The sequence below is a fragment of the Spirulina subsalsa FACHB-351 genome, assembly GCF_026130165.1.
Taxonomy (GTDB): Bacteria; Cyanobacteriota; Cyanobacteriia; order Cyanobacteriales; family Spirulinaceae; genus Spirulina_A; species Spirulina_A subsalsa_A.
The window spans coordinates 20,456-33,319 of sequence record NZ_JAIHOM010000055.1; the positions used below are offsets into that span (position 1 = coordinate 20,456).

Annotated in this window: 9 protein-coding genes; 4 read left to right on the plus strand and 5 right to left on the minus strand. The window is 50.3% G+C overall.

The genetic code is table 11. The features are described from left to right. Positions 1 to 52 precede the first annotated feature (52 nt). The gene (locus K4A83_RS12435) at positions 53 to 5,116 is read left to right on the plus strand and encodes an ankyrin repeat domain-containing protein (RefSeq protein WP_265264890.1); all 5,064 of its coding nucleotides are present in this window, start codon (positions 53 to 55) and stop codon (positions 5,114 to 5,116) included. Positions 5,117 to 5,251: 135 nt separating this feature from the next. Here the strand turns inward: K4A83_RS12435 and K4A83_RS12440 are convergent, their stop codons facing one another. The 4 genes from K4A83_RS12440 to K4A83_RS12455 all read right to left on the minus strand — a co-directional run bounded on the left by K4A83_RS12440 (position 5,252) and on the right by K4A83_RS12455 (position 8,616). Next, entirely contained in the window at positions 5,252 to 6,865 is a 1,614-nt protein-coding gene (locus K4A83_RS12440) for a serine hydrolase (RefSeq protein WP_265264892.1), read from the minus strand. 174 nt (positions 6,866 to 7,039) lie between these two features. Continuing rightward, positions 7,040 to 7,834 carry a potassium channel family protein gene (locus K4A83_RS12445; RefSeq protein WP_265264893.1) on the minus strand — a complete coding sequence of 265 codons (795 nt, stop codon included), beginning with the start codon at positions 7,832 to 7,834 and terminating at the stop codon, positions 7,040 to 7,042. A 129-nt stretch (positions 7,835 to 7,963) separates the two neighbouring features. Further along, positions 7,964 to 8,173, minus strand: coding sequence for an RNA-binding S4 domain-containing protein (locus K4A83_RS12450; RefSeq protein WP_265264894.1), 210 nt, complete (start codon positions 8,171 to 8,173; stop codon positions 7,964 to 7,966). 68 nt (positions 8,174 to 8,241) lie between these two features. Next, positions 8,242 to 8,616, minus strand: a complete 375-nt coding sequence (locus K4A83_RS12455; RefSeq protein ID WP_265264895.1) for a hypothetical protein — start codon at positions 8,614 to 8,616, stop codon at positions 8,242 to 8,244. A 290-nt stretch (positions 8,617 to 8,906) separates the two neighbouring features. On the opposite strand from K4A83_RS12455, the gene K4A83_RS12460 reads away from it, so the two are divergent. After that, positions 8,907 to 10,196, plus strand: coding sequence for a glucose-1-phosphate adenylyltransferase (locus K4A83_RS12460; RefSeq protein WP_265264896.1), 1,290 nt, complete (start codon positions 8,907 to 8,909; stop codon positions 10,194 to 10,196). Positions 10,197 to 10,269: 73 nt separating this feature from the next. On the opposite strand, the gene K4A83_RS12465 is transcribed toward K4A83_RS12460, so the two are convergent. Next, a complete protein-coding gene (locus K4A83_RS12465; protein ID WP_407810016.1) occupies positions 10,270 to 11,190 on the minus strand; it encodes a metallophosphoesterase in 921 nt (306 codons plus the stop codon). Positions 11,191 to 11,326: 136 nt separating this feature from the next. Here K4A83_RS12465 and K4A83_RS12470 point away from each other — a divergent pair, with 136 nt between their 5' ends. Together K4A83_RS12470 and K4A83_RS12475 are read left to right on the plus strand one after the other, a co-directional pair. Continuing rightward, complete coding sequence (locus tag K4A83_RS12470; protein ID WP_265264898.1) at positions 11,327 to 12,361, plus strand: hypothetical protein; 1,035 nt, start codon at positions 11,327 to 11,329, stop codon at positions 12,359 to 12,361. Positions 12,362 to 12,371: 10 nt separating this feature from the next. Further along, positions 12,372 to 12,743, plus strand: a complete 372-nt coding sequence (locus K4A83_RS12475; protein ID WP_265264899.1) for a c-type cytochrome — start codon at positions 12,372 to 12,374, stop codon at positions 12,741 to 12,743. Positions 12,744 to 12,864: the final 121 nt, after the last annotated feature.

The window sequence follows — 12,864 nt, forward strand, 5'->3', positions numbered from 1 at the left end:
AGGGCTTAATCTATCCATTCATTCCAACAAACAGCGCAGGAGTAACGATTTCATGCAGGCTCAGGTTGCCCACCGTTTTAAAGTCGGACAGTCAATCCTCGACCTGTATCGGGTCAAAACTATCCTCGGGGAAGGGGGATTAGGGACGGTTTATCAAGTTCACCATGAGGGCTGGAATCAGGATTTAATTTTGAAAGTCCCTCATCCCGATGTGTTGGCTGGCGTAGGTGGATTAGAAAGTTTGCAATATGCAACGGGACAGTGGATAGATTTGGGGTTACACCCCCATCTGGTGAGTTGTCTTTATGGTCGGGTCTTGGAGAATCACCCTCTGATTTTCACAGAGGCGATCGCAGGAGGAACCCTAGAACAGTGGATTGCTCAGGGCAGGCTTTATCATGGGGGCAATACGGCAGCCCTGAAACGGATTTTAGATATTGCGATTCAGTGCGCTTGGGCTTTGGATTATGCCCACGGTAAGGGCTTAAAGCACCAAAATTTTAAGCCGAGTAATGTATTGTTAACCTCCCAAGGAACGGTTAAGGTGACGGATTGGGGCTGGGGCAATCTGCGTTCACACAGCGTTCGGGAGGAAACGGGACAGGGGAGAAATGTCCTGTGGAATCCTTTAGATCGGCGGGCGAATGAGGAAAAGTTTACCCTCACCCCTTGGGGCGGTTGGACTCCGGCCTATTGTTCCCCGGAACAGGAACGGGGGGAAGCGATTCATCACCCAACGGATTTCTGGAGTTGGGGGTTAATGGTGCTGGAAATGTTCCAAGGGGGACGGAATTGGAATCGGGGAGCGATCGCCTCTCATCTGCTCAATCAATATCTCCAAACCACGGCCCCTTCCCATTTACCTCTGATGCCCGAGGGCTTGGTGCATCTACTGCGCCATTGTTTTCAAGAATATCCCGGCGATCGCCCCTATCGCTTCCAAGAGGTCGCCGGACAACTCATGGGGATTTATCAAGAGGTAATCGGCACATCCTACCCCCGTCAAGCACTAAACGCCGAACCCCTCGCCGAACACCTAAACAACCGCGCCCTCGCCCTATTAGACTTAGGGGAAACGGCCGAAGCCTTGCAGCTATGGGATCGAGCCTTACGCCATCAGCCCGGACACCCAGAATCGGTTTACAATTGTGGGCTTTTATTATGGCGAATGCGTCAGATTACCGATGCCACTTTACTCGAAGAACTGGCAAAAACCTTGCCCCCCCGAGGATCTTGGTTAAATACCTATCTCTGGGGCTGCATCCATTGGGAACGGGATGATTGTGAAAAGGCCTTGCAGTTGTGGGGGAAAATTGGGGAACCGGTGCCGGAAGAAGTGGCCAACAGCATCGCCCAAGCGCAAAACCGTCTCTCTCAGTCCAAGCGCCTTTGTCCGACTCCCTTGGGGCAAGTGCGCGGCCAGAGTAATCCGACCCAAGTGAATGCGGTCTGTTTTAGCCAAGATGGACGCTATGGACTGGCGGGGAAACAGGATGGCACGATGGAACTGTGGGATTTTCAGACCCATCAACGGCACGTTTTCGCTGGAGAGGTGGGGGAAGCGGTGCAAGGGGTGTCCATTACGCCAGATAATCGTTATGTGGTGTCTGTGGGGTCAAAAATGTTACCTCCCCCCCCAGATCACCCGGCCTATCCTCGCCAGTTTATCCCGGTGATTACCTTGAAGGTGTGGAGTTTAATCAGTGGGAAAGGGCTGTGTATGTTTGAGGTGCCGGCCACTCCTTTGGAAGAACAGGTCAGCCGTCGGGGAGAATTGCCCCCCGGTGAAGTGGCGGAAATTGGCGAAGTTTTGGCGACTTTTCCCCCTTCTACTACCCTCCCGCCCACTCAGGTCTTAGCGGCCAGCGCCGATGGGCGTTATGAACTGTGGCAAGACTCCCTGACCTTAACCTTGGTGGAAGTAGCCACGGGGCAAACTTTGTATATGAGCCAACTGAATGGCGATCGCATTCTCCTCACTCCTCAAGGTCGCTATGCCCTCACCGTAGGGGAAACCATTAAACTCTGGAAACTGGAAACCGGGCAATGTGTACGGGAGTTCCACTGTCAAGCCATGCAGCAAAATGCCGTCTGTATTTTCCCCAACGGCCGTTATTTCATCGCCGCCACAGTGGACTACAACCTAGAAATTTGGTCCCTAGCCACCGGGCGCTGTTTACGCACCCTGAAAACCGACCGCACCCACATCACCGCCCTGACCTTAAGCACCGATGGTCGCTATCTGGTCACGGCCGGACAATCCCTCAAACTCTGGTCTGTGGAAACTGGGCGCTGTTTACGCACCTTTAGCTTTCAAGATAGCGGCCAAACCGTCGCCATTAGTCCCGATGGCCACTATGCTCTAGTGGGAGGGATGGGGGTACAACTGTGGCAAATTAACTGTTACAACCCCGCTCCCCTTGCCCCCTTGCGCCTTTGCACAGTTCACCCCACGGCGAACTTGCTCTCAGACCCGGAAATCTATGAACAGGAACTCGCCCAAGCTAAACGGGCTTTTGGACAGGGGGACACCTTGACCGCCGTTCAGTGTTTGCGTCGGGCGCGCTCTCTGCGAGGCTACCGTCAAGAATCTCGTTCCCTCGCCCTCTGGACAGAACTCTACACCCGTCTGCCTCGGGGGCCGCTCCAAGATGCTTGGGAAGCCTTCACGCTGACAGGACATTATAAAGCCATGACCACGGTGGCGTTTAGTGCTGATAGTCAATGGTTGGTATCCGGGAGTAGCGATCGCACCGTCAAACTCTGGAATGTCAACACCGGAGAAGCCAGCCGTCAGTTTTACCAAATGGGGCAAGAAGCCATCACCATCGTCCAATTTAGCCCCAATGGGAATAATATTTTTGCCGGAACCAGCGCGGGCAAAGTGCATATTTGGGACATCACCACGGGCGACTGTCTCTATACCCTCACCGTAGACTCCCAAGGCATCACCGCCCTCGCCGTCAGCCCCGATGGTCTGTATCTGATGACGGGTGGCTATCAGGGGCTGGTGCAACTGTGGGAAATTGCCACCGGGCGCTGTTTACGCACCTTTAGCGGCCACCAAAGCCCCATCACAGCCGTTCAATTTAGCCCCGATGGTCAATACTGTATATCCAGTGAAGCCGGAACCAGCCTCGCCCATCAAGGCTATCCCAACCAAGCCACCACTTCCCCCACCCCCCAAGCTGACGGTTCCGTTGCCCTGGCCCTACTCACCCCCACCACCTTGGGGAATTGGCAATACTGGCGAATTGCCACAGGGGAATCTTTACAAACGGTGTCTGGTCTTCGTTCTGGCCTAACTTCCGTCACCTTTAGCCCCGATGGCAACTATGTAGTCTCCGCCAGCACGGACCACACCCTATCGGTTTGGGCGGTGCGCGTAGGGCGGAAAATTCGCACCCTCTATGGTCATACCGATATTGTGACGGCCGTTGCTTTTAGCCCAGATGGTCATTATTTACTCTCCGGTAGCTTAGACCAAACCCTGCGCCTCTGGAACGCCACTACTGGACTTTGTTTGCGCACCTTTGAAGAACCCTCCCCGGTGTTAAGTGTGGCTTTTAGTCGGGATGGCCGCTATGCTGTGGCCGCTCGTCAAGATGGCACGGGTCAACTGTGGATGTTAGATTGGGATTTAATCGAACAACCCCGCTCCGATTGGGACGAACGGGCTAGACCCTATTTAGAGACGTTCTTAACCCTCCATCGGCCCTACGCTGGGGATTTACCTGAAGAATTGCAGTCTGATCTCAAGCCATCCCGTCGGGTTTATCAGCGTCCTGTAGGCTTTCTAGGGCTGTTATTTGTTATAGCTTGGGCTTGTACGGCCTTGGCGACGGAAGTATTTTCTGAGTGGGCTATCAATGCGGGTTTATTGGCTTTGGGCATGGCGGGCAGTGTGGCGGGGTATTTCTTCAGTCGGCAAGTGGGCAATCCAACGTTACAACTGGGTTCCCTCTTTGGCACCGGGATTATGTTAACGGTTGCTTTGATGAATGCCTCGGAAGGGTGGGGGGCTCCGGCGGCGGCTTTATTGGGCGCGATCGCCGCCTATGTGTTCACGGGCTTAGTTTTAGGGATTAAAAGCTCGAATCCCGCCTCTGTAGTGCCAGGGATTCGGGCTTGTCAAGAACTCAAAGCCGAGTTTGGCAAAGCCTCCACCGCTTTGATTCTCTTAAGTACCCTCAGCGGGGGAATGGTGGTGGAATTATTGTTAGATCGCGGAACACTCGCCCCGTCTCATTGTGCCGTGATCTTATTGGTCATCTTAGGGGTCTTGATTTATCAAGGGGGGAAAAGACTACGCCAACAAGGGAAAATATCCCTGTCCAAAGTTGGCATCACCCTACTCTGTTTTGTCTTAGCCCTGCTCTCCTTGGGCAAATGGGCGCTGCCCAGTGCTGTGGGGATCACCCCCGCCGATGTGTGCCACAATCTCACCTTCACTCAAGATTATCTCGACCGGGCTGGCCGTCCTAATGCCAATGTCACCCTATACTATGAAACCCCAGGGGGCATTCTTCAATCCCGGGTGTTGCCCATTCTTCAGTGTGCGGTGGAGAACAATAACCTGCCGTTAGTGCAGTTATTATTACAGCGAGGGGCAGATCCCAATCAAGGGAATCCCCAAGGAATGACAGCCCTACATACCAGCGTAGAACAGAATAATCTGGAATTGACTCAAGTACTGCTTGATGGGGGCGCGAAGGTGAATGTTGTAGACCAGAATCAGCAATCCCCTTTGTATTTGGTTCAGGATAATGCGATCGCCCAACTTCTAATCCAACGGGGGGCAGATGTTAACCTCAACACCCCCAATGGTTCTATCCTCCACCGAGCCATTGCGGCCCGGAACGCCGAACGGGTGAAAATGCTCATCGAAGCCGGAGCCAGTCCCAACGTCGTTTGTGCAGAATGTCTCGGGACTACCCCCCTCCATGCCGCTATCCGCATGAACCGTCAGGACTTACTCGATTTGGTTCTCACTCCAGAAGCAGATTTTACCATCAAAGACCAAGACGGCAATATCCCCCTTGCTCTGGCCACCAAAACCGGACGCACTGACATGGTGCAACTCCTGCTTAGTCGCGGCGCTCCCCCTTTAGAATAGGGAGTCGGGAGTCGGGAGTCGGGAGCAGGGGAGAGGGGGAGCAATTGTCAATTATCAATTGTCAATTATCAATTATCAATTCCCTTGTTGAGTCTAGCGTTGTTTTTTTTTCAGCAAGCCCTAGCTGTTAATCCATCAACCTCCCGGTTGAACAGCAATGGAATCCCGTTCTAGGGGTGCCATTGTTGTATCGGGAGTGGGAACCGGTTGATTAAAATACTGATAGGCTTCCCGGGAGATGTCCCGGATTAAATCCGTCGCCTTGGGATCATTGTGGGGGCGCTGAATAATAACAGCCGCGAGGTAGCGCCGTCCCGTTGGTGTATCAATCAGCCCCGCATCTGCCACCACAGAACCAATATTTCCGGTTTTGTGGGCAATAATTGCCCCATTGTCCAAACCTTGGGGGAGGAGTTGGTTATTCTGAACATTGCGCATAATTTCCAATAACCGATCTCGCGATCGCAAATTCACTAAATCCCCGCGATTGACCCTAGCCATCACATGAGCTAAATCCACCGCGCTCGTTGTATTTGTCCCCTCCACATCCGGTAACAGATTGTGAATCATCGTTGCCGATAAACCCCACTCCGTAAAGCGTTGGTTCAGAATATCTTGCCCCCCCAAACGCTTCATAATCATATTAGTGGCTGTGTTGTCACTAATTGTAATCATGCGGGTGACAGTATCTAGGGCCGAAAAGCGGGTTCCGAGAGGCTGATACTGCATATCTCCCGCCTCCCCAGCCAGGGTATCCTCTTCCATCACGAGGGTTTCCGTTAAGCTAACACTTCCCGCGTCTAGTGCTTGGAAAAAAGCAATCAGAATCGGAGTTTTAATGGTACTAGCCGCCGCAAAGGGTTTGTTACCTTGAATATCTACATAGTCCCCCGTGTCCAAGTCCATAAAAAACACCCCGGCCTCAAATTCCGAGTGGCGGGAAATCAGACTTTGTAACCGATTCTTAAGGGGCGTAATCTCCCGATTTGCCGCTAAAGCTGGGGGATAGCGACCTTGATCTCCCCGATCTCGGACGGCTTGACTGGTGGTGGGGGAAGGGGTGAGAAAGGGTAAATTGCGGGAAGCGTCTACTGTTCCCAAAATAGTTCCGGCGATCGCACCAGAGCCAACCCCTAAAATTAACACCCGCAAACTATAGACCAATAACAAAGAACTAAGCGTCGGGGCAGATTTAGCCCCAACAGGTCTTAACAGGTCTTGGTTTTTCGACCCCGCCCCCCGAGGTCTGGGAGCATCTGAGAGTTGCGATCCCACAGGGAAAGCCCCTTGAAGCTCGGTAGTCTGTTGGAGTCGAGTGGGTTGACCCTGGGGGCGCCGAGTTTTTGCCGGAGGTTGACCTTGACTTTTGCGCCGCTTTGTGCTAGGCAATTTGGGGTTAACTGAAGCCGGACGAGGGGAAGCCGAACGAGCCGGACCAAGACGGGAAATATGCGCATCTTGGGGGGGGCGTGGGAGGCGAGCCGGACGAGGGGGATTAGGACGGGAAACAGGCGCATCTTGTGGAGGACGAGAAGGCAGAGAAACGTCACGCAAGGATTGCCGCCCCGGTTTAGGAGGTTGAGTATAGCCCCCTTGGTTCTCCGGTGAGGTTTTAGGGAGAGAGAGGTGAGGCGGGATAGGCGAAGGAGGCGATGGAGCAGGAGGAGGGGGGGTGGGATTCAACCCACCAAAAGGCAAGGCAAGATCCAACTTCTCTCGTTTTTTTTCCGATGATCCGTCTGATGGCATGAATTAAAGATCCCCACCGCACTGTATTCCAACAGAAACTTCACTCATTAAACCAATTTCGCTGACAAATAGCAAAACTTTTGATAATTGATAATTGATAATTGACAATTGATAATTGTTCCCCCTGCTCCCCTGCTCCCCCGCTCCTCGACTCCCCAAGTTTTTCAGCAAGCCCTAGGTCGCTTGCTGTTGCGCCCGTTGTTGTTTCCGTTCTCGAATTCGTTGCTTAATCGAGATTTCCTGTTGTTGCCGTTTATGAGCCAACACCCACGATAAGGTTGTAGACAGCACCACCAAACTAAAAAACATCGCCAGAAAAATCTCGCAAATCGCCACTGTGCGAGCTAAGAGTGAGGTCGGATGGATGTCCCCATACCCCACGGTGGAAAAGGTGACAATGGAGAAATAAATCGCCAAAAAACCATCCTGTAAGCCCGTAAAATGGGCTGGATGATGCCGCCATAAATCTGTGTAAAGACTAGCAAACCCCAGTAAGATGCTGAGGAAGCAAATCCCCAGTAAAAACAAGACCATGCCAAAACGGTCTAGGGAGGGAATAAACTGATATTCCTTAATCAGATAAGAACCTTGTTTAATTTCAAGTTCATGATCCTTACCTGCACCGCGAAAGATTTCCGTAATCAGCAGCAAGATTAACATTAACCCGGTGACGACAGTGGCCACCGAACAGGCCACCCCCCAGAGAAAGGCTGGATTGTCCCTAAAAACGCCGTGAAAGATGTTAATTAGGGCATAGATGAGAAACCCAATTACGGCCCCTGTCATCAGTTTCCGCACGAAGATCACCCGGGGATAACGGGGGTATATATCATCAGCGATCACTTCTAGGGATTCATCTGTTGCAATGGCTAAATTTAATTTCTCCCCTAAACTTTGGGCAATGGCTTGAATTAACTCCTCCTGACTCAAGGGTAGATGAGGGGGAGGTGTTGGAGGGGTGTTACTCATAATTTTTGTCGGGGTGAGGAAATTGAGTATTGATTAGGGATGGTGCGTCAGGATGATATTAATTTCTCTGTTGCCTGAGTTGTTCTTCTGGCGAACCCTAGGACTGTTTACTATTCACTACAAACCTGATCATAACTCTACCCGATGACACCGCCCCCCTAGTGTCACCTCATCCCCTGATACTAACTTTCGGCCGCGTCGGGTTTCCACTACACCATTCACCAACACCTCTCCCCCTTGAATCCGTAGCTTCGCTTCTCCTCCCGTTTGGACTAGATTTTGCCACTTGAGAAATTGATCTAACTTAATTGTCGATTCAGAATCTGATACAGTCCCCATATTCCTATCAATTGCGACGCTTAAGGAAGTGTAGCACCCAGCCCAGAGGCCAGGTGAGGATTAAAATACTAACGCCTTAGCAAGCGGTTGATAGGAACTTGTCCATTCGCATCCATGACCGTCAGGCGAATAATATTCGGCTCATTGGGTCGCCAAGTCACTTGATAGAGAGTGCCGTTATTCGACCAAGTATAGACACGACGATGAGATTCACCCGTGAAAGCAGGATCCAACAAAGCAATTTCAGCCCCCGTTCGCTTATTGCGTCCGATATACCAGAATGCACCATCATGCCAGCGCAAAGTCACCGCCCAATTTGCATCTTGGAACGTGCCGCTAGGAGTCGAAGCTTGAGCAACAGCAGCCGTATTGACGGCTAGATCCGCGATCGCAGGAGTCGCAACAGCAAGAATAGCTGTCAGAGTCAAGGCCTTAAAATTCATACTGGTTTTCGGATATCCATAGAAATGCTCAAGGAATAACAATTACTCTAAGGACAATTTCGTAATAACTTAACATTTTGTAACAAAAGGTCGAGTAACATCCTCCCGACTCCCTTTTGACTAGGCAAAAGGCAAAAGGCAATAATTCTGAATTCCCCCTCTCCCCTGCCCCCTCTCCCAACTCCCGATTCCCTGTTCCCTGTTCGCCCAATTTCAGAAAGAAATTGTGAGATGTCCCCTACAGGCTTAAACTTGTCAGTGAGAGTCTACTGGCAGTCGAGAGGTTTTTCGTGAAAAGAGTACTAGGGATCATATTAGGGGGCGGTGCAGGAACTCGCCTGTATCCTTTAACTAAACTACGGGCGAAACCCGCCGTACCCCTCGCCGGAAAATATCGTCTCATCGATATTCCCGTGAGTAACTGTATTAACTCAGACATTCAGAAAATCTACGTTTTAACACAATTCAATTCAGCATCTCTTAACCGTCACTTAACCCGCGCTTATAATTTTTCAGCCATTAGTGACGGTTTTGTTGAGGTACTCGCGGCCCAACAAACCGCAGAAAATCCTCAATGGTTTCAAGGGACGGCTGATGCAGTACGCCAGTATCTCTGGTTAATGCAAGAATGGGATGTAGATGAATACCTGATCCTCTCGGGAGATCATCTTTACCGAATGGATTATAGTCTGTTTATTCAACGTCACCGGGAAACCAATGCAGATATTACCTTATCTGTGATTCCCATTGATGAACGACGGGCTTCTAGCTTCGGTTTGATGAAAATTGATGATCACGGACGAGTTGTTGATTTCAGCGAAAAACCCAAAGGAGACGCATTAAAACAAATGCAAGTGGATACCACCACTTTGGGCTTAAATCCTGAAGAAGCAAGACTTAAACCCTATATTGCTTCTATGGGGATTTATGTCTTCAAAAAAGACGTTTTGTGCAAACTCCTAGAACAAAATCCCGAACAGACAGATTTCGGTAAAGAGATTTTGCCCGGTGCGGCGAAAGATTATAATATCCAAGCCTATCTGTTTGATGATTACTGGGAAGACATCGGAACCATTGAGGCTTTTTATGAAGCGAATTTAGCTCTGACCCAACAACCTCAACCCGCCTTTAGTTTTTACAACGAAAAATACCCCATTTACACCCGCGCCCGTTATCTTCCCCCCACTAAACTGTTAGATAGTGAGGTGAAAGAGTCGATTATTGGTGAGGGTTGTATTCTCAAAGACTGTTTAATTAGCCACTCAGTTTTAGGGGTTCGGACAAGAGTAGAATCTGGCTGTAAAATTGAGGATACGCTGGCGATGGGTGCAGATTATTATGAACCCTTTGCGGAACGGGAGAAAAACAAACAAACGGGTAAAATTCCTATTGGAATCGGCGAAAAATCAACCATTCGCCGGGCGATTGTGGATAAAAATGCCCGCATTGGTCGTGAGGTAATGATCCTCAATAAAGACCGGGTGGAAGAAGCGAATCGTGAAGATGATGGCTTCTATATCCGCAGTGGGATTGTCGTCATCCTCAAAAATGCGGTTATTCCCGATGGTACCGTAATTTAAAAAACTGTTTTTAAGCAAAAAGTAAAACGGGGTGAGAATAACTCTCACCCTTTATTTTTGCTCTTTTTTAGCTTCACGCTTGACGATTAATAATTCCCTGATCAAATACTTTGCCGTCGGTACCAATGCCTTGAATTAGGATTTGATCGGGATAAACAGTATAAGCCGCAAAACTTAAAGCTTCGGCGGCGTAGGCACTTTGAGGAATGCGGTTCACAATGGGACGTAAACCAGCCCCTCCCCCACAAATCATATAAGTGGTGCCATCAACGGGGCGAATCCGCTCATAATGATGATCATGACCATTAATATAAAGTTGCACCCCGTAGGTTTTAAATAAGTGGGTAAGGGGTTTGACCCAAGAGGCTTGATTAATGCCATAGTGACCCGAAGAATAGATTTGATGATGACCAAAAACCACTTTCCACGGGGCATTACTTTGTTTGAGGGCTTTTTCAATCCAAATCATTTGATTAGCCCAGTCTGCATTATGGTTGGTATCAAGGGCAAAAAATTCTACATCTCCTTGACGGAAATTGTAATAACGGCGACCCTGCATATTAAACCCCGCATAGGCCACTTGAGGATCTCCGTTGTCCGTGCGGATGTCGTGATTGCCTAAACAAGCATAAAATTTAACCCCTCGTTGTAGAAGAGGGGCGTAAGGACGTTCAAAGACTTGCTCGATTTTCTCAATTTCGCCGTTGTTGTAGATGTTGTCTCCGGCCAACACTACAAGGGGGTAAGTATTTTGTTGATAGTATTGGTGCATGACGTTGGCGACGGCATACTGGCCTTGAGCGCCTGTTCCGGTGTCCCCCACCGAGACAAAACGGAGGAGGGGAGAATGGGGGGGCGTTTGGCTGAGTAAGTTCGTTCCATCCGGGAGGGGCGCGTTGGCTTGGACGGGGGAGCGAGCAACTTTGGCGATCGCCAAAGTTCCCAAACCGCTTAAACTAGCCCAAAGTAGAAATTGACGGCGCTTCATGTTCATAATAAATCTTTAGCGTGAGCAATAATAAACCGCAGATTGTGCGGTAAATTTGTCCTTAAAGTGGCAGGTTTCTTGCCTGAATGTATCGCAAATTGGTTAAAGATGGGTTAATCGGTGGGGATTAGAAAAAAACGGCATGACACAAGACGATTCCAAACAAGCAAAAAATTTATTTTCCTCTGAGGTGCAACCTCTCTCAAAAGCAGACACTCTCAAGGCTTTACGGGAGGTGATTGGGCAGTTGGAAGGATTAGCGGAAAAATTAGACACCACTGAACAAGACGAATTAGCCGCCACTCCAGCCCTCAAGAGTCTGATGGCCGGAGTCAGCGCCCTCACCACCAGCCTCGAAACCCCACCCCCCCCACCAGCCGCCCCCAGACCGCCGAAAGGGGAGGATGATGAACCTTTAGAAGAAATTGTGAAAAACGAGCCGTCCTCGGCCGTTTCTGAGGGGTTAGAGGAAACGAACCGTCCGGGGATGGTATCAGAACCGGAAGAATTTCCGGATGATTTGGATGATCTGATTGAAAAAATCCCCCCCAGTTTCTCGACGGTGCAAAAGGTTTGGGATTGGATTTTAGAAAAAGTGCGTTTTCTGTTGCCGGGGAGTTGGAATGAAAAGCTCTCGGATTGGGCATTAACGGGAATTATCAGTGCAACAGTGGTCTTGGTGCTATTGTTGTCCGTGACTTGGGTATCTCGTTCCCCCGCCCCCCAAGTGGCCGAAAAACCCCCAACTCCCAAGCTGGAACAACCGAAAACTAGCCCAAAATCTAGTCAGAATCTCCCCTCAGATACTGAGGCTCCAAGTCCGAAAGCTCCCGTGGCTCCCATTGCGCCCCCTTCCCGTCCTTTACGTCTCAATCCTGAACAGAGTCTGATTGCGGCGATTCAAAATCAGGTGGCAGAAATCACGAATCAGTACGCGGAGGGTTTAATTCGGTCGATTGAAGCGGATTTTCTCGGCAGTCAGTTAATTGTTGCGGTAGGGGATGAGTGGTATAGCTTGCCCCAGAAACAGCAAAATCAGTTAGCAGATGAAATGTTTGCCCGTTCCCGGACGTTGGATTTCAAGAAAATTGAGTTATACGATGGGGAGGGGGTGTTATTAGCCCGGAGTCCGGTGGTGGGGGATGAGATGGTGATTTTAAGACGGTCAAATGAGTGAGGAATTAACCATGATCTGGAAAACCCTTCAGCCCAAATGCTCCCATCTCCTCATTCAGGGGATACTGTTAGCCCTGCTTTTCTTATCTGGACTGCTGTTCCACCCTCTCCCGAGTTATGGGGAATCGGCTCCGACGGGAGAGCGCCTGTTCACCTATTATTGTGCGGGATGCCATGCCGGAGGGGGAAATATTGTCCGACGGGGGAAAACCTTAAAATTAAGGGCCCTCGAACGGAATCAGGTGGATACCCTTGAGGCTATTGCTGAGTTAGTCACGAAGGGAAAAGCTAATATGTCTGCTTTTGGCGATCGCCTCACCCCCGAACAAATCCAAACCGTCTCCCGCTACGTCCTCGAACAAGCCCAAAACAACTGGAGTTGACACTCCCATCGCTAAAAGCGAGGGATTCTTGGTTCAACGAGTTTCCTTAACTTGGCAGGACGTATCCAACCAAGCCAGAGGGAATCTCTCCCCAAGCGTGAGTTCCGGTATGCCCTACCGT